This window comes from Streptomyces sp. NPDC013455, from assembly GCF_040632975.1.
Classification (GTDB): Bacteria; Actinomycetota; Actinomycetes; order Streptomycetales; family Streptomycetaceae; genus Streptomyces.
Genome location: NZ_JBEYCX010000018.1, coordinates 136,429 through 158,061 on the forward strand (window position 1 = coordinate 136,429; position 21,633 = coordinate 158,061).

The 21,633-nt window shown below is 73.7% G+C and carries 19 protein-coding genes, 1 pseudogene and 1 riboswitch; of the genes and pseudogenes, 12 read left to right on the forward strand and 8 right to left on the reverse strand.

Annotated elements, in window-relative coordinates:
* Window positions 1–129: 129 nt before the first annotated feature.
* Window positions 130–645 (reverse strand): hypothetical protein, encoded by a 516-nt coding sequence (locus ABZ576_RS26205; protein WP_360745547.1) that lies wholly within the window; start codon window positions 643–645, stop codon window positions 130–132.
* A 149-nt stretch (window positions 646–794) separates the two neighbouring features.
* Here ABZ576_RS26205 and ABZ576_RS26210 point away from each other — a divergent pair, with 149 nt between their 5' ends.
* Window positions 795–1,958: a PP2C family protein-serine/threonine phosphatase gene (locus ABZ576_RS26210; RefSeq protein WP_360745550.1), complete on the forward strand. Its 1,164-nt coding sequence runs from the start codon at window positions 795–797 to the stop codon at window positions 1,956–1,958.
* Between the two features lie 109 nt (window positions 1,959–2,067).
* Window positions 2,068–3,537, forward strand: coding sequence for a hypothetical protein (locus tag ABZ576_RS26215; protein ID WP_360745553.1), 1,470 nt, complete (start codon window positions 2,068–2,070; stop codon window positions 3,535–3,537).
* Window positions 3,538–3,540: 3 nt separating this feature from the next.
* Here the strand turns inward: ABZ576_RS26215 and ABZ576_RS26220 are convergent, their stop codons facing one another.
* On the reverse strand, window positions 3,541–5,514 hold the full coding sequence (locus tag ABZ576_RS26220; protein ID WP_360745556.1) for an Ig-like domain repeat protein: 1,974 nt from the start codon (window positions 5,512–5,514) through the stop codon (window positions 3,541–3,543).
* Window positions 5,515–5,636: 122 nt separating this feature from the next.
* A complete protein-coding gene (locus ABZ576_RS26225) occupies window positions 5,637–6,878 on the reverse strand; it encodes an amidohydrolase (RefSeq protein ID WP_360745559.1) in 1,242 nt (413 codons plus the stop codon).
* A 96-nt stretch (window positions 6,879–6,974) separates the two neighbouring features.
* Between ABZ576_RS26225 and ABZ576_RS26230 the strand changes: the two are divergent.
* From ABZ576_RS26230 to ABZ576_RS26240, 3 genes and pseudogenes are all read left to right on the forward strand, one after another.
* Window positions 6,975–7,343 (forward strand): annotated as a pseudogene (locus ABZ576_RS26230) (Scr1 family TA system antitoxin-like transcriptional regulator); the annotation flags it as partial.
* 69 nt (window positions 7,344–7,412) lie between these two features.
* On the forward strand, window positions 7,413–7,673 hold the full coding sequence (locus ABZ576_RS26235) for a DUF397 domain-containing protein (RefSeq protein WP_360745562.1): 261 nt from the start codon (window positions 7,413–7,415) through the stop codon (window positions 7,671–7,673).
* A 220-nt stretch (window positions 7,674–7,893) separates the two neighbouring features.
* Window positions 7,894–9,255, forward strand: coding sequence for a helix-turn-helix transcriptional regulator (locus ABZ576_RS26240; protein WP_360745565.1), 1,362 nt, complete (start codon window positions 7,894–7,896; stop codon window positions 9,253–9,255).
* 3 nt (window positions 9,256–9,258) lie between these two features.
* Here ABZ576_RS26240 and ABZ576_RS26245 read toward each other — a convergent pair whose 3' ends face one another.
* Complete coding sequence (locus tag ABZ576_RS26245; RefSeq protein WP_360745568.1) at window positions 9,259–10,050, reverse strand: hypothetical protein; 792 nt, start codon at window positions 10,048–10,050, stop codon at window positions 9,259–9,261.
* Window positions 10,051–10,404: 354 nt separating this feature from the next.
* Between ABZ576_RS26245 and thrS the strand changes: the two genes are divergently transcribed.
* Complete coding sequence (gene thrS / locus ABZ576_RS26250) at window positions 10,405–11,631, forward strand: threonine--tRNA ligase (RefSeq protein ID WP_360745571.1); 1,227 nt, start codon at window positions 10,405–10,407, stop codon at window positions 11,629–11,631.
* A 31-nt stretch (window positions 11,632–11,662) separates the two neighbouring features.
* Window positions 11,663–12,628 carry a nucleoside hydrolase gene (locus tag ABZ576_RS26255; protein ID WP_360745574.1) on the forward strand — a complete coding sequence of 322 codons (966 nt, stop codon included), beginning with the start codon at window positions 11,663–11,665 and terminating at the stop codon, window positions 12,626–12,628.
* A 35-nt stretch (window positions 12,629–12,663) separates the two neighbouring features.
* Here ABZ576_RS26255 and ABZ576_RS26260 read toward each other — a convergent pair whose 3' ends face one another.
* Window positions 12,664–13,779, reverse strand: a complete 1,116-nt coding sequence (locus ABZ576_RS26260) for a HoxN/HupN/NixA family nickel/cobalt transporter (RefSeq protein ID WP_360745577.1) — start codon at window positions 13,777–13,779, stop codon at window positions 12,664–12,666.
* 25 nt (window positions 13,780–13,804) lie between these two features.
* Window positions 13,805–14,024, reverse strand: a riboswitch (cobalamin riboswitch).
* 78 nt (window positions 14,025–14,102) lie between these two features.
* Between ABZ576_RS26260 and ABZ576_RS26265 the strand changes: the two genes are divergently transcribed.
* Both ABZ576_RS26265 and ABZ576_RS26270 read left to right on the forward strand, forming a co-directional pair.
* Window positions 14,103–14,453 (forward strand): metalloregulator ArsR/SmtB family transcription factor, encoded by a 351-nt coding sequence (locus ABZ576_RS26265; RefSeq protein WP_360745580.1) that lies wholly within the window; start codon window positions 14,103–14,105, stop codon window positions 14,451–14,453.
* A gap of 80 nt (window positions 14,454–14,533) precedes the next feature.
* Window positions 14,534–16,192: a glycoside hydrolase family 13 protein gene (locus ABZ576_RS26270; protein WP_360745582.1), complete on the forward strand. Its 1,659-nt coding sequence runs from the start codon at window positions 14,534–14,536 to the stop codon at window positions 16,190–16,192.
* Here the strand turns inward: ABZ576_RS26270 and ABZ576_RS26275 are convergent.
* Entirely contained in the window at window positions 16,189–16,920 is a 732-nt protein-coding gene (locus ABZ576_RS26275; RefSeq protein WP_360745585.1) for a DUF4142 domain-containing protein, read from the reverse strand. The genes ABZ576_RS26270 and ABZ576_RS26275 overlap by 4 nt on opposite strands.
* A 245-nt stretch (window positions 16,921–17,165) precedes the next feature.
* Between ABZ576_RS26275 and ABZ576_RS26280 the strand changes: the two genes are divergently transcribed.
* The gene (locus tag ABZ576_RS26280) at window positions 17,166–17,852 is read left to right on the forward strand and encodes a DUF6445 family protein (protein WP_360745588.1); all 687 of its coding nucleotides are present in this window, start codon (window positions 17,166–17,168) and stop codon (window positions 17,850–17,852) included.
* A gap of 164 nt (window positions 17,853–18,016) precedes the next feature.
* The gene (locus tag ABZ576_RS26285) at window positions 18,017–18,964 is read left to right on the forward strand and encodes an MIP family channel protein (RefSeq protein WP_360745591.1); all 948 of its coding nucleotides are present in this window, start codon (window positions 18,017–18,019) and stop codon (window positions 18,962–18,964) included.
* 60 nt (window positions 18,965–19,024) lie between these two features.
* Here ABZ576_RS26285 and ABZ576_RS26290 read toward each other — a convergent pair whose 3' ends face one another.
* Both ABZ576_RS26290 and ABZ576_RS26295 read right to left on the reverse strand, forming a co-directional pair.
* Complete coding sequence (locus tag ABZ576_RS26290) at window positions 19,025–19,702, reverse strand: L,D-transpeptidase (protein ID WP_360745594.1); 678 nt, start codon at window positions 19,700–19,702, stop codon at window positions 19,025–19,027.
* Window positions 19,692–20,210: a SigE family RNA polymerase sigma factor gene (locus tag ABZ576_RS26295; RefSeq protein WP_360745597.1), complete on the reverse strand. Its 519-nt coding sequence runs from the start codon at window positions 20,208–20,210 to the stop codon at window positions 19,692–19,694. The genes ABZ576_RS26290 and ABZ576_RS26295 overlap by 11 nt, the downstream gene beginning before the upstream one ends.
* 225 nt (window positions 20,211–20,435) lie before the next feature.
* On the opposite strand from ABZ576_RS26295, the gene ABZ576_RS26300 reads away from it, so the two are divergent.
* Window positions 20,436–21,542, forward strand: a complete 1,107-nt coding sequence (locus tag ABZ576_RS26300) for a L,D-transpeptidase (protein ID WP_360745600.1) — start codon at window positions 20,436–20,438, stop codon at window positions 21,540–21,542.
* The last annotated feature ends 91 nt before the right edge of the window (window positions 21,543–21,633 follow it).

Consider the following 21,633-nt stretch of genomic DNA (forward strand, 5'->3'; position numbering starts at 1 on the left):
CGCCCCGTCGGGACCGCCCCGTCGGGACCGCCCCGTCGGGACCGCCCCGTCGGGACCGCCCCGTCGGGACCGCCCCGTCGGGACCGCCCCGTCGGGACCGCCCCGTCGGGGCCGCTCGGTCGGGTCCGCTCAGCGGATCCGGCGCCCGAAGGCGTCTTCCCGCGTGTAGTAGCGGTAGAAGAACACGATGAAGGTGACCGCGGACGCCGCCAGGGACATCAGCACCGACCGCACCACGTCGTCGTGGCCGCTCTGCCCGGCGCCCTGGGTGGCGAAGAAGCTGCCGCTCTGGCTGTAGAGCCAGCCGAAGGCACAGCCGACGAACGCCGTCCACAGCAGCGCGTGCACCTCCCGCGCCATCCGCGGGGCCAGCTGCAGCAGGGCCATGCACACCACCGAGAACACCACTCCGCTGGCGATGCCGAGCAGCACGTTCCAGCCGGTGATCGGACCACCGGCGCGGTTGTTGGCCGCCACCCAGTAGCCGTAGACGAGACCCAGCACGACGGGGACGACCACCCGGGCCACCGCGTGCGTGCGGGCATCGAAGACGTCCGGGGGCCGCGCGCGGACATCGGTCGCCCGGCCCTCCACCTCGGGCGTGCGGCCGGGCCGGGACACACCGCCGGGTACCGCTTGAGCCATGAGGGCACTCCTTCCTCTCCTCCCCCGCCGTCCCCGCTTCCAGGGCACACCGGGGCACACGGCCTGGCAAGTCGGCCAGGGGTGCCGGGTGCCCGGATGCGTGGGGTTCTCTCCCGTGCTTGGCTGGGGGACATGGAGGGCTGTCCGCCGTGACGGAGATCGAGTACGGGCGGCGGCGCCCGCTGCTGCGGGTCCACGGGCGGAGCATCGCGTGGCTGCCGCCCCTGCTGCTGCTCATCGGCGTCGTCCTGCTGGACTTCAACACCACCGAGCAGTTCCGGATCGTCACCTGGATCGTGCTGGTCCCCGGCATCGCCGCCGCGATCTGCGGGGTGTGGACGACGGCCGCGTACAGCGCGGTGTCGGTGGTGACCTACGTGGCCGTGGACAGCGCCTGGCCCGACCAGTACAGGGCCGGGCTCGGCGACTTCCTCCTGGTCGCCCTCGGCGGCGCGCTGGCCGCGCTGGCCGCCGGGGTGCGCGTGCGCCAGGAACGCCAGGCCCTGCACATCCGGGACATCGCCGAGACCACCCGGCGCACCGTGCTGCGCCCGCTGCCGCCCGGCTGGGCCGGGCTGGAGCACGCGGGCGTGTACCTCGCCGCCGACGTCGACGCCCGGGTCGGCGGCGACTTCTACGACATCCAGCCGGGCCCGCACGGCACCCGGGTCCTCGTCGGGGACGTCCAGGGCAAGGGGCTCGGCGCGGTCGAGACCGCCGCCGCGCTGCTCGGCACCTTCCGTGAGGCCGGCTACCACGAGGAGTGCCTCGGCACCGTCGCCGAACGCCTGGAGATCCGGATGTTCCGGCACCGGTCGCACACCGCCGCGCTCGGCCGGGACGACGGCGACCGCTTCGCCACCGCGGTCCTCATCGCCTTCCCCGAGGACGCCCCGGAGACGATCGAGATGCTCAACTTCGGGCACGAACCCCCGCTCGCCGTCGGCCCGGGCGGGGTGCGGGAACTGCCCAGCGGCGACGGGCTGCCGCTCGGCCTCGGCGACCTCGCGGCCGTCCCGCCGCCCGTGCACCGGGTGCCGCTGGCCGCCGACGAGACGCTGCTGCTGGTCACCGACGGGGTGACCGAGGCCCGCGACGGCCCCGGCGAGTTCTACCAGCTGGCCCGCGAGGTCGCCCGCGCGGTCGCCGCCGACCCCGGGCGCGCCGAGCCCCGGCGCCTGGTCCGCGGGGTCCGTGACGGCGTGCTGCGGCACAGCGGGGGCCGGCTGGAGGACGACACCACGATCTTCGCGGTACGGCGGGTGGCGGGCGGCCCGGGCGAAGACCTCGAACAGGGACGTTTGCGGTCCTGAGGCGCCGTTGTGCGGCGGCAGCGGCTACGGTGCTGGCTGGAGAGCGGATCTACGGGGTCCTCGGGTCCGGAGGGTCCACGGGGTCCGCAGTGCGACAGGGGGAGGCACGATGCCCGGAACCGTGCTGCTGCTCGCGGCCTCGCCGCTGGGCCGGGGACGCCTGGTGGACGCGGCCGGTGTCCTGCCGGTGCTGGCCGCCGTCGCCCCCGCCGTGCTGGCCGGCACCGACACCGCGAACGTCGTCGAACTCGCCGATCCGCTGGAACCGCAGGCCGTCCTCACCCGCCTGCGGGCCGCCGCGGCCGCTCCCGGCCCGCTCACCGTCTACATCACCGGCCAGCTGAGCCTGGACCGCCGGCAGCACCAGCCGCACCTGGCCCTGGCCCGCACCACACCGGCCACGGTCCGCTACACGGCCCTGCCCTGGCACTGGATCCGCGAGGAACTGCGCCTGCGCACCGCCGCGGACACCGCCCTGGTCCTGGACCTGCACGCGGACGCCGAGACCTGGCGGCACATCACCGGACGCGGCCTCGACTGCGGCCGCAGTACCGCGGTGTACGGCCGCGTCGCCCCGTCGGCCGGGCGGCGCGGCCTGGCCGAGCCGGCGTACATGAAGACGGTGGCAACCCTGCTGCGCAGCGGCCACCGGCCGCCCCTGGAGGTCCTGCACCAGCAGGCGCTGAGCCGCGTCCCGGAGGAGACGGCCGGGAACCTGCTGCTGTCCGGCACCGGTGGCCGGCTGCCGGGAGCCCCGGCGGCGGGCGTGGCACCGGGCGCGGCCCCGGCGGGCTACCCACCGCCGGCCCCGGCCCCCTCACCGGCCCCGGCGTCATTCACGGCCACGGCGTCATCCCCGGCCGTGGTCCCATCGGCGGCCACGGCCCCACAGCCGGCCGTGGTGCCGTCGGCGGACGCGGAACCTCCTCTGGACTCCGGCCCCGCCCCGGGCGCAGCACCGGGTGTCTCGGCGCCGCGGACACCGGTGCCGGGCGACCCGTCGCCGACTGCCCCGTCGCCGACTGCCCCGTCGCCGACTGCCCCGGTGCCGAGTGCCCCGGCCCCGGGCGCCGCCCCCCTCGCGGCCCCCCTCACCGCTCCCGTCACCGCTCCTCTCACCGCTCCCCTCACCGCTCCTGTCACCACGCCCCACCCCGACGACCCGCACGCCGGTATCGCCGCTGCCGTGGAGGCCGGGCGGCACGGGGAGGCGGACGGGCTGGCGGCCCGGTACGAGGCGGAGGCCGTGCGGGCGCACGGGGCCGGGTCCGAGCAGGCCCTGCACTGGAGCGAGGTCCGGGCCGATCTGGCGATGTTCGCGGGTGACCCGGTGCGCAGCTGCCGGGTCTGGCTGGAGATCGCGGGGGCGCGGCTCGCCGCGGGGCAGGCGGGCGACGCGCCCGCGGTGGAGGCGGCCGTCGACCGCGCCCACCACCAGTGGACCCGTATCAAGGACACGGCGCGGGCCCGTGAACTCGGGCCCGCGCTCGCTCAGTTGCGGCTCAGGGTGCCCGGCCGCCGGCGCGGCGCGCTGGAGAACGTCCAGCGGCAGCTGCGCCAGCTGCAGGGCACCGCCTAGCGGTCACTTGGTGAAGGTGAAGTACTTCCAGGCGCCGTGCGTCGTGGAGTTCACGGTGTCACCGGAGGAACCGTTGACGTACGACGAGCGGACCCGGAAGCGCCAGCCGACGTCCTCGCCGTGGTCACCGGTGATGCTGACCTTCGACACGCCGTCGGAGCCCAGCTTGAAGTACGCCGGGTCGCCCGGGTACCAGCGGCCCTGGTAGTACACCTCGAACTCGAACTTCTGCGCCCGGCCCGGGTAGTACGGCATCTTCGTCGTGACCAGCGGGTTCTTGGTCTTGTGGAAGAAGTAGTACGTGTGGCCCCACGTGTAGGACGACTTGTAGTGGTTGGTGAGCGACGTGGACACGCTGACCTTGGCGCCGACGGTGCTGCTGGCGGACGCCGGCTTGTAGCGGGAGTCGCCCGCGAACTTCGCGGTGACCTTCGTGTCGCGCTTCAGGTCCAGGGTGACCGACAGGTTGCCGTCGGAGTTGACCTTGCCGGACTTCACCAGCTTGTTCGGCTTGTCGCCGCCGAACGGGTCGGCCCAGATCTCCACCGTGCGGTTCGTGTACGTCGTACCGAGGTGCGCGGTGAACTTGACGTCCTTGCCGTACGAGTAGACCTTGCCGTTGTTGTTGACGGTCAGCGTCGGCTTGGCGCGGGAGACCTCGACGGTGTCCGAACCGGAGTCCGCCGCGTGGTCGGCGTCGCCGGCGTAGGTGACGGTGTACTTCACCTTGCCGCCGGCCGGCGGGGTGTCGGTGAAGGAGAACGTGCCGTCGGCCTTGGTGACCGCCGCCGCCAGGGCCTTGCCCTTCGGGGACTCCAGGTCGGTGCGGGTCACGGTCAGCTTGGTGCCGGCCGGGACGGCCACCTTGGAGGCGACGTTGCCCTTGACGGTGAGCTGCTTGGCGCGGGTGGCGGTGGCCGGCGCGTCCACGGTGACGGTGGACGCCGCCTTGGTGGGCGCGACCAGGACGCGCAGCGAGAACACGCCCTCGCTGTTGCGGGTCACCGCGAACAGCCGGGACCCGTCCGGGGCCCAGGCCAGACCGCCCCGGACCAGCAGGTCGGAGCCGCTGGTGGTGCCGGTGTTGGGGAAGTCGTAGGTGCGGACCGCCTCACTGGTGCCGGGCTTGAAGACGTAGACGTCCGGCTCGTAGGAGCCGTCGATGCCGGCCGCGACCGTGCCGTTCGGCGCGATGGCGACGGAGTTCGGGTACGCGTCCGTGACGTACTTGCCGTCCTCGTTCAGGTCCGAGGTCCTGAACACCTGCTGGTAGTACGGCGCGCCGCTGGCCACCACGACGTCCTTGCCGTCGGGGGTGACCTGGAGGTCGCCGAGGTTGCTGCCCGCCTCCCGGGTGCTCGCCACCTTCGTGGCGGTGCCCGACGTGACGTCGTACGAGGCCAGTTCCACCGGGCTCTGCCCGAGCGCCCCGGCGATCAGGGTGGTGGAACCGGGCGCGGCGTCCAGCAGCGGGGCCGCGTACCAGCCGTTGTCCTGGCCGAGGGTGACCGTGTGGTCCTCGGCCGTCAGGTCGACGGAGCCGATGTTGCCCTCGGCGGCGCCGCCGTAGCCGAACCACAGCTTGCCGCCCGCCAGGGCGACGCTGAGCGGCTTGTCGCCGACCACGTACCGGGTGGTCTCGGTGTCGGTGGCGGTGTCGAAGACCGCGATGGCGTCGAGGTCCTGCACGGCCGCGTAGAGCGTGCCGGAGTCGGCCGACAGCTCCAGGCCGTTGACGCCGGAGAGGTTGGTGTCGAGCTGCTTGACGAACTTCCCGGCGAAGTCCGTCACGACGATCTTGCCGTTGAGCGGGTCGCTGACGAAGACCTGCTGGTGGACGGCGTCCACGACGATGTCACCGGTCGTCTTGACCGGCAGGATCTGGGTGGAGTCGGCGAAGGCCGGGCCGGCGGCGAGGGCCGCCGAGCTGAAGAGGACCGCCAGGGTGGTGGCGGCCGTGAGAGAGCGCTTGCGCACGCTGATTCGAACCCCCCGGAACGAATGAAAAGACGTGGGTGCCCGCGCGGACACGGCGGATTGTGGGCCCCCTGTGCATGAGCCGTGTGCGCCGCGCGTGGCGAGTGTGCGCAAAGACTAGGTCATGCAACCGACAACAACGCCAGGGCCCCTGAGACGAGAGTGCGGACACCTGGGGCAACCGTGGACAGGTCGGGCGCGAAGTGGGGGCTGTGGTTGCTCGGGACGGCCGACAATTTCTCCGGCAGCGTGTCGCCGGGGGCGCCGTCCCAGACCTCGGCGGGGGTCGTGGTGACGAACCAGTAGGCGTACGGGACCGAGCCGAGCGCCAGCTCGGGGAAGTCCTCGCTGCCCATCGCCGGACCCGGGTCGAACACCGTGCCCGCGCCGAACACCTCGCCGTGCACGGCGGCCACGGCGGCGTCGGTTCCGGCGTCGTTGACGGTCGTCGGGAAGGTGGTGCCGACGGTCACCTCCGGCTCGCGCGGGCAGCCGGAGGCCAGGCATTCGCCGCGCGTGATGCGCCGGACGGCGGCGAGCATCCGCTGCCGCACCGCCTCGGACTGCGTCCGCAGGTTCAGGGCGATCCGCGCCGTGGACGGGATGATGTTGTGCCGGCTGCCGGCCTCGATCCGGCCCACGGTCAGCACCGCGGACTCGCCCGCGGCGATCTCCCGTGAGACCACCGTCTGGAGCCGGGTGACGAGATGGGCGGCGGTCACCACCGGGTCCACGGTCGCCTCCGGGCGCGAACCGTGCCCGCCGCGGCCGTGCACCACGATGTCCACGTCCGTCGAGGCGGACATGATCAGTCCGGGTACGTGCGGGTACAGCCCCGCCGGGCCCGGCGCGGCGTGCTGCCCGAGCAGCACGTCCGGCCGCCCGAACCGCTCGTACAGCCCGTCGGCGACCATCCGGGCCGCGCCCTGCCCGGTCTCCTCCGCGGGCTGCCCCACCACCAGCAGGGTCCCGCGCCAGGCGTCCCGCCCGTCCGCCAGCGCCCGCGCGGCCCCGGCCAGCCAAGTGACGTGCAGGTCGTGCCCGCAGGCGTGCATGACGCCGTCCCGTTCGGAGGCGTACGGCAGCCCGGTCTCCTCGGCGACCGGCAGTGCGTCCATGTCGGCCCGCAGCAGCACCGTCGGCCCGTCCCCGTTGCGCAGCACGCCGACGACGCCGGTGCCGCCGACCCCTTCGGCGGTGTCGTACCCCGCCCCCCTGAACCGCTCGGCCAGCCTTCCGGCGGTGCGGTGCTCGGCCAGGGACAGCTCGGGGTGCCGGTGCAGATCCCGGTAGAACTCCTCCAGCCCCGGGACCGGGAGGTCGGCGGTCAGCTCCAGGGCGGTACGCGCGGCGGGAGAGGTCACGGTCGCAGGGTAGGGCGGTTTCCTGAATCGCGGTACGGTCGGGCAGTCGCGCCGTTACGCTCTGCTACAGACCGATCGCAGGGGGTGTCACACGTCATGGTCAACATCCGCCCGCTCGACCCCAGTGCCTCTCCGCTGGACTACTTCGGCTCGGAGCTGCGGAGGAAACGGGAGGAGGCGGGGCTGACGCAGAAGGAGCTGGGCGCGGTCGTCTTCTGCACGGGCTCGCTGATCGGCCAGATCGAGACCACGCTGAAGGTGCCGACGCGGGAGTTCGCCGAGCGGGTGGACGCGGCGCTGATGACGGACGGGTTCTTCTCGCGGCTGGTGGGGCTGGTGCTGCGGAGCCAGTTGCCGACGTGGTTTCAGCCGTACGCGGAGATGGAGGCGAAGGCGGCGTACATCTCGACGTACCAGGCGCAGGTCGTGTACGGGCTGCTGCAGACCGAGAGATATGCGCGCGCGAGCTACAGGCTGCCGCGCTCTCGGTGCGGGACTCGGCAGAGCTGATCGCCCACGTGATGGAGGAGCGCTATGGAAGCCAGCCGTCAGATGAAAGGCGCGACGTGGCGTAGGTCCAGCTACAGCAGCAGCAACGGCGGCGACTGTGTCGAATGCGCCCCACTCGGCGCCGCCTTCTGGCGTAAGTCCTCTCACAGCGGCAACACCGGCGGTGACTGCGTGGAGGTCGCCGGTCTCCCTGCCCTCGTCGCCGTCCGTGATTCAAAGGAGCCCGACTCGGCATATCTCGCCGTGGACCCCCGCACGTGGGCTGCCTTCGTGCGCTCTCTCTAGGTCCGCCGCCCTCGCCGGGCCGGCGTTCGCCGCGAGGAGCAAGGCCGCCGTGGCGATCACCGCGGCCGTTACGGCCCTCCGGGCGGTGGGGCGTGCGTAGGGTGCGGATGTACGTCCGGACACGGCGACCTCGCAACACGACAGCGGCCTGTTAAGCATGCTTAATCCGCCGTTTAACCTAGGGGCAGCCGTCGGGCAACGGCAAGGGGGGCCGGGGGAGTTGGGGGAAGCGGTGGGCAGGCGGGAGCGGGACGACCCGGAGGTCGTCGGGCGGCGGGTGCAGCGGCTGCGCGCGCAACGCGGACTGACACAGCGGCAGTTGGCCGAGCCGGCGTACACGCCCGCGTACATCTCCACGCTGGAGGCCGGCCGGGCCCGGGCCTCCGACGAGGCGTTACGGCACATCGCGGACCGGCTCGGGGTCACCTTCGAGGAGCTGGCCGTCGGCCGGCCCGCCCACCTCGCCACCGATCTGCGGCTGCGGCTCACCGAGGCCCAGCGGGTCCTCGCCGACGGGCGGGCGGAGGAAGCCGCCGCGCAGTACGCCCTGCTGCGCGCGGAGGCGGAGTCGCACGGGCTCGGGTGCGAACAGGCCACCGCCCTGCTCGGCCTCGGCGAGTGCGCCCTGGAGACCGGCGAGCTGAGCGCCGCGCGCGGCTACTTCGAGCAGGCCGAGGAGCGGCTGGCCGGCAAGGCCCTGCCGGTGCGCGTGCCCGCCGTACGCGGCCGGGCCGTCGCCCACTACCTCGCCGGCGAACTGCGGTACGCCGTCTACCTGCTGGAGTCGGCCCTCGACGAGCTGAACCGCGGCGGACTGCACGACCCGGACGCGCTGCTGCTGCTCTACGCCAGCGTCATCGGCCCGTACATGGACATGGGCGCCCACGCCCGTGCCGCGCAGGCCGCCGAGTTCGCCCTCGCGCTCGCGCCGCGGTCCGGCGACCCGGCGCTGATCGCCCGGATGCACCGCTCGGTGGCGCGCACCCTGCTCGCCGAGGGCCGGGTCGCCGAGGCGGACGCCTCCCTGGCCAAGGCGGCCGAGCTCTACCGCCAGCTGCGGCTGCGGACCGAGCTGGCCAACTGCCACTGGATGCGCGGCTACGTCCGCGCCCAGAACGGCGAACTCGACCGCGCCGAGGCCGAGCTGCGGCAGGCGTACGCCATGCTGTCGGAGAGCCGCGCCGCCCTGTACCGCAGCCAGGCGGCCGTCGAACTGGCCGACGTCCTGCACCGCCGGGGCAAGTCGCAGGAGGCCGCCGGGCTGCTGGAGGGCGTCCTCGGGGACTTCTCCTCCGAGCGCGGCGCCGTCCACGCCGCGGCCGCGCACCGCCTGCTCGGCATCATCGCCGAGGACGCCGGGGACACCGAGGCGGCGGAGGAGCACTACGTCCGCGCCCTCAGCATCCTGGAGCGCGCGGGCGCCGCCGGCGACCTCGCCGACCTGTGCCGCCTCCTCGGCGACCTGCTGCGCCGCACCGGCCGCACGGAGGCCGCCCTGGACGCCTACCGCACCGGCCTGGGGCACCGCACCGCCCCGGGCACCACCACCCTGGGCCCGGCCCCGGCGCAGCCGCCGCTGTGACGCTCAGACCTGGGCCCGGCCCTGCTTGCGGACGTCCGCCAGGCGCAGCGCGCCGATCTGGACGGCGGCCTGGGTCGCGTCGTTCGGCACGTCGCCGAGACCGCCGTTGGTGAGCGCGAAGGAGTCCTGGCCGACCCGGACGGCGGCCACGTCCAGGCTGAGCAGGAACTCCTGCCCGTCCGGTGCCGTGCTCGCGAGGGTGACGCGCAGGCCCTGGCGCACGTCCCCGACCTCCGGCAGCGGGGCGTCGACGACCTGGACGTCCTCCACCAGCCCGAGTTCCGTGGTGGCCGTGAACCGCGCGCACCGCGTCGGCAGCGTGCCCAGCCAGGACAGCATGGCGTCGACCTCCGCCGGGCGGCGGGCGCCGATCTGGTAGCGGAGCTGGGCGTCGTCGTCGGTGTGGTCCAGGCCGACCGCGACGCGGGCCGGGGCACCGAGGAGTTCGTCGTCGTACAGGGCGTCCAGCAGCCGCTGGCACTCCCCGGCCGTGGTGCTCGCCTTCAGCAGCCCGTCCCGCCAGGTGGCCGCGCCGGTCGTGGGCGTCCAGGGCTCGCCGAGGTCGGTCTCGTTGATGAGCGCTGCCTGCACCTGCTCGTCGCTGAGGGTGGCGCCCTCGGGCCGCGCGGACGCCTTGGCCGTCGTGGCCGGCCGGTCGATCGTGGGCAGCGGGTGCGGCGCGCTGGCCGGCTGCCGCAGACCGAGGGCCGCGCAGCCGCCGGCGGCGAGGAGACCGGCGGCGAGGAGGGAGAGCAGGACGCCACGGGGCAGGTGCGGGCGTATCGCGGGGGTCATCGGTGCCTCCTGGGGCTGCGTGCGGCCGACGGGGTGCCTGATCTCACGGCACCACCGGCCCGACCCGCCCACCAGCGCTCCGGTCCGTACGGGTGAGGGGCGCGCGGGACGGGGAGGGGCGCCGGGCGGGGAGGTGTGCGGGGTGGGGCGGTGGGCGGAAAATCCGTGGTGCCCGACGCGCGGGGGCGGTACCGTCCCGTCCATGCAGCGCGCCCCGCAGGACCCGTCGAACACGACGACGCCGGAGACCGTCCCGGCGCGCTGACACCTGACCAGCACGAAAGCCCCGGGGCGCACGCCCCGGGGCTTCGTCGTGCACCCGGGGCGTCCGCCTCCCGCACCGAGGAGTCCCGGATGAACCAGCAGCTGCCCGACCACCGCCGCCTCGGCCGTGCACTCGGCTTCTTCGACACCGACCCGCTGATGGGCGCGGGCCTGCCCTACTGGCTGCCCGACGGCGCGGTCGTCCGGCACACCCTGGAGGAGTACGTCCGGGACGCCGAACGCCGGGCCGGCTACCGGCACGTGTACTCGCCCGCGCTCGGCAAACGGGAGCTGTACGAGATCTCCGGGCACTGGGACCACTACCGCGACGACATGTACCCGCCGATGAAGCTCGGCGCGGACGAGGTCGTGCTGCGCCCCAGCCTCTGCCCCCACCACGCCCTGATCTACCGCTCCCGGCCCCGCAGCCACCGCGAACTGCCGCTGCGCATCGCCGAGCTGGGCGCCATGCACCGCGCCGAGCTGTCCGGTGTGCTCGGCGGCCTGACCCGGGTCCGCGCCATCCACCTCAACGACGCGCACATCTTCTGCACCCTCGACCAGGCGGTGGCGGAGGCCCGCGACGCCCTGGAGCTGATCGCCCGTGCCTACGCCGACCTCGGCATCGAGGCCGTACGCCACCGCCTCTCGCTGCCCGGCGCGGGCGGCAAGTACGTCGACGACCCGCGGCTGTGGCGCCGGGCGACCGATCTGCTGCGGGAGGTGCTCGCCGAGGCCGGGGTGGCGTACGAGGAGGCCGAGGGCGAGGCCGCGTTCTACGGCCCCAAGATCGACGTGCAGATCGCGGACCCGGCGGGCCGCGAGGCCACCCTGTCCACCGTGCAGATCGACTTCCACCAGCCCGCCCGCTTCGACCTGCACTACATCGGCGCCGACGGCGCCAGGCACCGGCCGGTGATGGTGCACCGCAGCATCATCGGCAGCGTCGAGCGGGCCGTCGCCCACCTGCTGGAGGCGCACGGCGGCGCGCTCCCGGCCTGGCTGGCCCCGGTCCAGCTGGCCGTGCTGCCCGTCGCCGAGGACCAGCGGGAGCAGGCGGCGGCGCTGGTCCGGGAGGCGGCCGCGCTCGGCCTGCGCGCCGAACTCGCCGGGCCCGAGGAGGGCACCCTGGGGGCCAGGGTCCGCGCGGCGCGCCTGGTGCCGTACCAGGCGGTGATCGGTGCGCGGGAGGCCGGCGCCGGGCTGGCCGCCCTGCGGCTGCGCGACGGCCGCCGGCCCGGTGCGCTGCCCGGGGGCGACCTCCTCGCGCGCATCGCCGAACGGGTGGCGGCACGCGGCACCGCGCTGTGGGCCTGATCTAAGGTCGGCACGACGGAAGGAGTCCGCCGTGACCGGTCAGCCCATCCCCGTGATCATCGACTGCGACACCGGGGTCGACGACGCCCTGGCCCTGCTGTTCGCCGTACGCCACCCGGGACTGGACCTGCGGGCGGTGACCTGCGTGGCCGGGAACACCGACGTCGACGGGGTGGTCCGCAACACGCTTACCGTGCTGGAGCAGGCGGGCGCCCCCGACGTCCCGGTGGGCCGGGGCGCCGAGCGCCCGCTGCTCGAACCGGCCCGCTCGGCCCGGCACGTGCACGGCACCGACGGCATGGGGGACCTGGGCCTGCCCGCACCCACCCGCGCCCCGGCGGACGTCGACGCCGTCACCCTCCTGCACCGCGAGATCCTCGCCTCCCCGCGGCCGGTCACCCTCGTCCCGACCGCCCCGCTGACCAACATCGCGCTGCTGCTGCGCACCCACCCGGAGGTCACCCGCAACATCGAGCGGATCGTGTTCATGGGCGGCGCGGTGGAGGTCGGCAACGCCACGCCGGTCGCGGAGTTCAACGTCTGGCACGACCCCGAGGCCGCGGCGATCCTGCTCACGGCCGGGGTGCCGATCACGATGTACGGCTTGGACGTCTTCCGTCAGGTCGTCGTGGGCAGCGACGAGGTGCACCGGCTGCGGACCAGCGGCGAGCCCGGCACCCGCCTGGCCGGCGAGCTCCTCGCCCACCGGCCGGCCCACCAGGGCGAGCCGCCGGAGGCCGAGGAGGCGGGCGGCCTCGGCGACGCCGGCGCGGTGTGCGCGGTCGCCGACCCGGCGGGCATCACGACCAGCCTCCTCCCGGTCGAGGTCTCCCTCGCCCCCGGTCCGTCCCGCGGCCAGACCGTCGTCGACCGCCGCCCCCGCCTCGGCGAGTCCGAGATCCACGAGGGCGGCCGCGAACGGGCGCTGGTCGACGTGGCGTTGGAAGTGGACGTCGACCGGTACGTGAAGCTGTACCTGGAGACGGTCCGACGCTAGGGGGTGGGACACCCCCCAGGGGTGCCTCGCCCCGGCTACTCGGCGGAGGCGGCCGGCGTCCGGGCGGTCCAGCGCTCCTCCACCCGGGCCAGCCGCCAGTACGCCAGCGCCGCCGCCCACACCGCCACGAACAGGCCGACGATGAGGTAGCCGACGCTGTCCAGGTTGAGGCCGGCCACCCAGCCGGTGACCGGGTCGTCGAGGTGGAACTTCTCGTGGACCACGCCGACCAGTTCGATCGTGCCGATGAAGAAGGCGACCGCGATGGACAGGCCGGTGATGGCCAGGTTGTAGAAGACCTTGCGGACCGGGTTGGAGAACGCCCACTGGTAGGCGAAGTTCATGAACGTGCCGTCGAGCGTGTCGAACAGGCTCATCCCGGCGGCGAAGAGCAGGGGCAGGCAGAGGATCGCGTACCAGGGCAGGCCGGCCGCCGCGCCCGAGCCCGCCATCACCATCAGCGTGACCTCGGTGGCCGTGTCGAAGCCGAGGCCGAAGAGGAAGCCCAGCGGGTACATCTGGCCGGGCCGGGACACGGACCTCGTCAGCCGGCCGAGGACGCGGTTCATGAAGCCGCGCGAGTCCAGGTGCTGTTCCAGCTCCCGCTCGTCGTACGAGCCCGCACGCATCGCCCGGAACACCTTCAGGATGCCCACCAGGGCGACCAGGTTCAGGGCGGCGATGAGGTAGAGGAACGTGCCGGAGATCGTCGTACCGAGGAAGCCGAGCACCTGGTGGGTGGCGGAGCCCTCGTTCATCACCTTCCCGGCGAGCGAGGTGCCGCCCGCGATCAGCAGGGCCAGCAGCACCACCACGCTGGAGTGGCCGAGCGCGAACCAGAACCCCACCGACACCGGCCGCTTGCCGTCGGCCATCAGCTTGCGGGTGGTGTTGTCGATCGCGGCGATGTGGTCGGCGTCGAAGGCGTGCCGCATGCCGAGGGTGTAGGCGGTGATGCCGAGCCCGACGCCGAAGACCTCGTCGCCGACCTCGTAGCGCTCGGGCGCGACGAGCAGGAAGAGGATGCCGAAGGCGACGACGTGCAGGGCGAGGATCACCGCCATCAGCCCGGCCGTCTTGACGGTGTCCTCGCGTCGCCAGCGGAAGGACGCGGGCCTGGACTCGGGCAGGGATGTCCCGGGCGGGTTCATGCGGTCAGCTCCAGCACCTCGTGGATCTTTCATGAGCTGCCGTGGCCGGTCTCCTGGCTTACGGGTGCCCCCGCGCGAGCGAAGCCGAGCGCGCGGGAGGGTCGTGCGTCCGCCGTTCCTGCCTTCCCAGTCGTACGACCAGTGGCCCGGCGGTGCCGGACGGAACGGGAACTCCCCGATCACAGTGGCGAGGGCCGCGTCGACTTCGCATCGACTTCCCGAGCACCACGGCCCGCCCACAGTAGGGGGCGCGGGCCCTCCCTGCACAGCTGCTCAGCCGTGCAGGTATTCAAGATCACATATGGGTTTGGGAGGATGGCGGCATGCATCTCGTGCCTGCCGACCGAGCCGACCGGCGGACCATCGACGGTCACCGGGTGTGCGAGGCGATCGCCGCCATCGGCGACGTGGCCCGGCTGCGCGCCTGGGCCGACCGGTTCTCCCTGCTCGCCGACCCCAATCGGCTCGCACTGCTGCTCGCCCTGCACCGCACCGGCCCGCTGGCCGTCTCCGACCTGGCGATCGCCACGGGGATGAACGATCCCGCCGTCTCCCAGGCGCTGCGGCTGCTGCGGGCGGCCGGCGTGGTGGCGGGCGAGAAGCAGGGGCGGGTGGTGCGCTACCGGGTGGTCGACACGCAGGTACAGGGCCTGTTGGAGCACTGCGGCCCCTGACCGCCCGCTGGAAGGTTGCTTTTCCGGGCAATGTGGACAGATACAGAGTCCGTACCGTCGTCCGTCCCCTGGGAGCCCGTATGGCAGACCTCTCGCCGGACCTCTCGTCCAGGAACCCCGACTGGTGGCGGCAGGCCGTCATCTACCAGGTCTATCCGCGCAGCTTCGCCGATGCCGACGGCGACGGCCTCGGCGACCTCAAAGGCATCACCGAACGGCTGAACCACCTCGCCACGCTCGGCGTCGACGCCTTGTGGCTGAGCCCCTTCTACCCGTCCGAGCTCGCCGACGGCGGTTACGACGTCGCCGACCACCGCGGTGTCGACGAGCGCCTCGGCACCCTGGACGACTTCGACGCCCTGGTCGCCGAGGCCCACCGGCTGGGTCTGAAGGTCGTCGTGGACCTCGTCCCCAACCACACCTCGCACCTGCACCCCTGGTTCCAGGAGGCGCTGCGCGCCGGGCCCGGCTCCGCCGCGCGGGACCGGTACGTCTTCCGGACCGGGCGCGGTGCGCACGGCGAACTCCCGCCCACCGACTGGCAGTCCGTGTTCGGCGGCAGCGCCTGGCGGCGGGTCCCCGACGGGGAGTGGTACCTCCACCTCTTCGCCCCCGAGCAGCCCGACCTCAACTGGGAGAACGAGGAGGTCCGCGCGGACTTCCGCGCCACCCTGCGCTTCTGGTCCGACCGGGGCGTGGACGGCTTCCGCGTCGACGTCGCCCACGGCCTGGCCAAGGACCTCGCCGAGCCGCTGCGGGACGTCGGCGACATCGGCGCGACCGGCGAGGAGGCCCTGCTGCACGTGGAGCCGGGCAGCCACCCGTACTGGGACCGGGACGAGGTCCACGAGATCTACCGGGACTGGCGCAAGATCTTCGACGCCTACCACCCGCCGCGCACCGCCGTGGCCGAGGCATGGGTCCCCGACGCCCGCCGCGCCCTGTACGCCCGCCCCGACGAACTGGGACAGGCCTTCAACTTCGAGTACCTGGAGGCCCGCTGGGACGCGGAGGAGCTGCGCGAGGTCATCACCGGCTCGCTGGCCACGGCGCGGACCGTCGGAGCCTCCGCGACCTGGGTGCTGTCCAACCACGACGTCGTACGGCACGCCTCCCGTCTCGTGCTGCCGCCCGGCACCGACCCGGACGCCTGGCTGCTGGCGGGCGGCACGGCGCCGGCCGTCGACACGGCGGCCGGCCTGCGCCGGGCCCGGGCGGCGACCCTGCTGATGCTGGCGCTGCCCGGCTCGGCCTACCTCTACCAGGGCGAGGAACTGGGCCTGCCCGAGGTCGCCGACCTGCCCACCCAGGTGCTCCAGGACCCGATCTGGGAGCAGACCGGCCACGTCCGCAAGGGCCGCGACGGCTGCCGGGTGCCGCTGCCCTGGACGACGACCGGACCGTCGTACGGCTTCGGCCCCGGGGCGGGCTGGCTGCCGCAGCCGGCGTCCTTCGCGGCCTACGCCGTCGAGGCGCAGGCCGGCGCCGAGGGGTCCACGCTGGAGCTGTACCGCACGGCCCTGCGGCTGCGCCGCAAGCTGCTGGACGGCGAGACGCTGACCTGGACGCCCGGGGCTCCGGCCGGCGTCCTGGACTTCACCCGTACCGAGACCTGGCGCAGCGTCACCAATCTGGGCGCGCGGCCCGTACCGCTGCCGCCCGGTGAGGTGCTGCTGGCCAGCACCCCGCTGCCGGAGGGGAGGACCCTGCCACCGGACACCACGGTGTGGCTCGCCTAGCCGGCCGACGGGCTCGGGCCGGGGGCGGCGCCGGCCGCGCCGCCCCCGGTGGCGGCGCTCAGGTCCAGCGGGGTGGAGGTGGCGGTCGGCGGCGGGGTGAGCACCACCTCCGGCTGGCCCACGGCGGGGGGCGGCGGGGTCAGGTCGGACTGGGGGAGCTTCGGCGGGGTGGTCTGCTGGAAGAGGGTCTGGTCGAAGTCGACCAGACCGGTCTTCTCCATCACGGTGATGTGGTCCAGCACGGTGTCGTTCGCCTGGTCGGCGAGGGCGCGCACCAGGGAGTTCTTGGTGGTGGAGCGGATCTTCGCGATGGTGTTGAAGATCGAGCCGTGCGTCATCCGCAGGATGTTGGCGAAGTCGGTGTCGAACTGCTTGCCGCTCTCGCCCTTGAGCTGGTTGACGAAGCCGACCTGCTGCGGACTGGCCAGGTTGGGCAGCGTGATGTTCAGCATGGGGGCGATCTTGCGGCAGGAGGCGTCCAGCGCGGCGTGCCCGTCCACCAGGTGTTCGCTCGCCGTCTTCACCTCCTTGCTGCTGCCCTTCTGCAGCCCGATCTGACCGAGCGGGTACTCCCACAGCCCGGCCGCCCGCACCTTCACCACGAAGTCGCGGTCCTGCTCGGTGAGCGGCCCCCACTGGGTGCTCGCGATGACGCGGTCCTGAGAGGTGGAGACCTTGTCCAGGCCGAGCATGCCCGGGTAGGCGAGAGCGGCGAGGGTCAGAGCCATCGCACCGCCCACGAAGACAGTTCCCGTCGCGTTCCGCGAAAAGCGCACCGTTCCTCCTGCCTGGGGACCCGCCATGTCGGGACGCACAGCAGTACGGACGCGGAGGTCGTTCGTCTCAGCGGCGCCCGGTAAAGAATCCGGTAAAGGATCAGCCGGGTCCGTTGGCCGAATGTTGGCCGCTCCCGGGCGGAAGGTTGACCTCTTCGCGGGAGAAGCCTGGCCGGGCCCGCGCCTACATTCGCCGCATGCGCCCACAGTCACCACCCCGGCTCCCGGCCGCCCTGCCGGTCCTGCCCTACCGCAAGCCCACCAGGGGCCGTGACTACTGGGTGCTGGACGACGTCCTGCCCGGCGTCGACGCGGTGCGCGAGCGGTGCCTGGCCAAGGACGACTGGGCCGAGGGGTACCCGTACACCTCCGAAGCCTGGCCCGGCCTGCGCGCCATGCCCGGTCTGGAGCCGTCCGAACTCGCCCGCGTCGAGCGGCTGGTGAAGCAGGCGACCGGCGCGAAGGAGCTGTGGGTGCAGCGGACGCCCGGCGGCGGCACCCTGAACCACAACTGCGTCCAGGTGGTCGGCGCGGGCGAGAGCGAGCCCCGCCCGCACACCGACTCCCGCGCGCTGTGCCGGTACGCGGCGGTGCTCTACCTCAACCCGGCGGTCCCCGAGGGCTGCGGCACCAGCTTCTACCGCCAGTCGCTGCCCGGCGGCCGGCTCGGCGGCAACCTCGTGCGCGCCCCGCACACCAACCTGGTCGAGGCCCTCGGCACCCGCTTCGTCGCGCCGGACGCCTTCGAGGAGGACGTCCGCGTCCCGCACCGGTACAACCGGCTGCTGCTCTACCACGCCAACCTCGTGCACAGCGCGACCGCCTACCACGGCAGGACGCTGGCGGAGAAGCGCATGACGGCGGTCTTCTTCTGGATGGCGTGAGGCGGTGCCGGGCGGTGTGAGGCGGTGCCGGGCGGTGTGAGGCGGTGCCGGGCGGTGTGAGGCGGTGCCGGGCGGCCGGGGCGGGAAGCGTCACCCTGCGGGGAGTGGCTTTGTAGGCCAATATAGGGATATTGGCCGCACCGCTCTCTTCAAAGGGGGCCTCCATGGCTGTGGACATCCCTCCACTCGTCCGGCCTTCCCGGCTCAGAAGCCGGGGCGGGCTGCTGGGCGAGTGCGTGGCGGAGTTCCTCGGAACCTTCGTCCTCATCTCGTTCGGCTGCGGCGTGGTCGCGATGGCGGTCGCCGCGCTGCCCGGTTCCGGCCGGGCCGCCACCACCACCACGATCTTCCTCGCGGCCGGTGACTGGCTCCTGATCACCTGGGGCTGGGCCCTGGCCGTCGTCTTCGGCGTGTACGTGGCCGGTGGCGTCAGCGGCGCCCACCTGAACCCCGCCGTGACGCTGGCGATGGCCGTGCGGCGCGGGTTCCCCTGGGCCAAGGTCCTGCCGTACTGGTTCGCGCAGTTCGTCGGCGCCCTCACCGGGGCCGCGCTGGTCTACCTCGTCTACCACAACGCGATCGACGCCTTCGACCAGACCGTGCCCGGACCCAAGGTGAACGGGCACACGAACGCCACGTTCTCCATCTTCGCGACCTTCCCGGCGCCGTACTTCCACGGCGGCATCTGGGGGCCGCTGATCGACCAGATCGTCGGCACGGCCTTCCTGCTCATGCTGATCGCCGCCGTCATCGACCTGCGCAACCAGGCCGTGAAGGCCAACCTCGGGCCGCTGATCGTGGGCTTCGCCGTCGCCGCCATCGGCATGTCCTTCGGTGCCAACGCCGGTTACGCCATCAACCCGGCGCGTGACTTCGGGCCGCGCCTGTTCACCTACGCGGCGGGCTGGGACAGCCTGGCCTTTCCCGGGAGCGTGTCCGGCGCGTTCAGCGCCTACTGGTGGATCCCGATCGTGGGACCGCTGATCGGCGGCCTGATCGGCATCCTCCTGTACGACCTGTTCATCGGTGACGTCCTGCTCGTCCGCGCCGAACAGGCCGAGCCGCCCGAGCCGGGACGGTCGGTCCCGACCCGCACCAGCGACGAGGAGTGAGCCCGCCCCGGCGCTCCCGTGTTCCTCCCGGAAGCCGCCGGGCGATGCCCTCCTTACGGCTCAGCCGCCGGCGCCGGTGACCGTGACCCGTGCGCCGACGGCCGTGTGCTCGTACAGCCAGCGGGCGTCGGCGGTGCGCAGGCCGATCAGTCCCAGCGTGGACGGGCGGCGCCCGGGGACGTCCGCCGTGCCGTCGGCGCCGTAGACGAAGTGCCGTTCGCCCTGCGGGCCCTGGAAGGCCAGCACCCAGTCGTGCTGCTCCACCACACCCGTCGGTGAGGAGCTGAACCGCACGCTGCGCAGGCGCTCGGTGACCCGGCCGACGGCATCGTCACGGAACGGCTGGTTCATGCCGGGCGCGGAGAGGGGGAACGTCCGTCCGCCCGCCCGCAGTTCCAGGGCGGTCAGGTCGATCCGGAGGTCCCGGACGGTGCCGTCCTCGGGGGAGGGGGGCGGCGCCGGAGCGGTGGTGGTGGCGGTCGCCGCGGGCGGGGGCGCCGGCCGGTCGCCGGAGTCCAGCAGGGCCGTGCCGGCCAGGACGGCCGCGCCGGCGACGACGAGGCCCGCCGCGGTCACCGCCGCCCGGCGGGTCCGGCGGCGCGCCGCGGCCCGCCGCCGCACGGCGGCACCGGAGCCGGGGGCGGAGCGCCGGCCCTCGGCGGCCACCTCGCGCAACGCGGCGGTGAGCCGGTCGGCCGTCTCCTCCGGCGCCTCGGGGGACGACGGGTCATGAGGCATGCGTGGCCTCCTTCGTCCCGGTCATGGTCTCAGCCTCCTCGGGCGACAGATGGCGGGCGAGGGCGGCGCGGCCACGGGCCAGCCGTGCCTTGACCGTGCCGGCGGGCGCGCCGGTCTCCGCGGCGATCTGCTCCACGCTCAGGTCGCAGACGTGGTGGAGCACCACGGCCAGCCGCTGCGGCGGCGGCAGCCGGCGCAGGGCGGCGACCAGGGCGACGTGCTCGGGCCCCGGGCCCGGGTCCTGCTCCGCCGGTGTGCTCCCACGGACGAGTTCCAGCCAGCGCCGGGCCCGCCGGAAGCGGCTGACCGCGAGCCGGGTGGCGACCGTGCGGATCCACGCCTCGGGAGCCTGGGCCGCGTCGAACGACGCACGCCGGTCCCAGGCCCGGACGAACGCCTCCTGTACGACGTCCTGCGCCTCGGCGTGGTCGCCGGTGAAGGCGTACAACTGCCCCACCAGGCGTGGGAAGGCAGCCGCGTAGAAGGCGTCGAACTCCTCCTCGGTCACCGGTCCCCCGTCCCCGTACGGTCATCGGCCCCCGTCTCCGCACGGAGAGGTGATCCTACGGGCCGGCGCGGGCCGGCGCGGGCCGGCCCTCCGCCGGGACGCCCCTGGTCCGGACGCCGATCCGGATGCCTGTGCGGAAGCCGTGAATTTCTCCGGCAGCGGATGCAACCCGGGCCGCGCGCGGTGCGTAGAGACGACGACAGCACACCATCCAGGGGGAATTCCGTGTCCACGCACGACTCGACCAGCCACCGCCCGCTCCACCCGGCCGACCGCCGCCCGCTCCACCCGGCCGACCACCGCCGGCCCCACCCGGCCGCTTCTCAGCCGCACCATCCGCCCGTCCCTCACCCGCACCGCCCCTCCGGCACCCACCCGCGCCGGGCGCGGACCGTCGCCGGTGTGCTCGCGGCGGCCTGCGCGCTCGTCCTCGCGGCGACCGGCTGCGCGGCCACCACCTCCTCGGCCGCGACCGAGCCCACCGGCCGCGCCGCCACCGGCGCGTCCACGCCCGCCGCCGCCCCCGGCCGGACCGCGTCCGCCGCCCCCGAGCCGGCCGTGCTCGCCGAGGCGCGGGTGAACGTGGGCGAGGGGGCCACCGTCGGCGTCGGCATGCCGATATCCGTCACCTTCCCGCGGCCCGTCCCCGCCGCCCAGCGCGCCGAGGTCGAGCGCCGGCTCACCGTCGGCACCGAGCCGGCCGTCGCGGGCGCCTGGAGCTGGGTCAAGGACCGCAACCTGCTCGACGGACAGCGCGTCGACTACCGTCCGCCGGTGTACTGGAAGCCCGGCACCCGCGTCACCCTGCGCGTCGGCACCAAGGCCGTACGGCACTTCACCATCGGCCGCTCCCTGACCGCGACCGTCGACGTGCGCGCGCACACGATGACGGTCCGGGAGGACGGCCGGCCCACCACCCGTATCCCGGTCACCGCCGGCCGGCCCGGCCTGGACACCTGGAACGGCACCATGGTGGTGCTGGACAAGCAGCCCAAGGTCTACATGGACTCCCGTACCGTCGGCCTCGGCGACGCCTACCACGGCTACTACGCCTGGGCGGTGCACGTGACCACGTCCGGTACCTACGTCCACCAGAACCCCAACGCCGACACCCAGGCCGGCCGGGCCAACGTGACCCACGGCTGTGTCGGTCTCGCCACCGACGGCACCGCCGAGCGCTTCTACCGGCGGGTCATCCCCGGTGACGTCATCCGGGTCACCGGTTCCAAGGAGACGGTCGAGGCCGGCAACGGCTACGGCGACTGGAACCTCGGCTGGTCGCAGTGGCTCGCCCACAGCGCGCTGCGTCACAAGGACGCCACCGCGGGCTGACCGGTGGCACATCAACTGGCGTTCACCCCTTGCCGGTTCGGCCTCGCGTCCCTAGGTTAAGCGCGCCATTAAACGCACTTGACTCGACAGT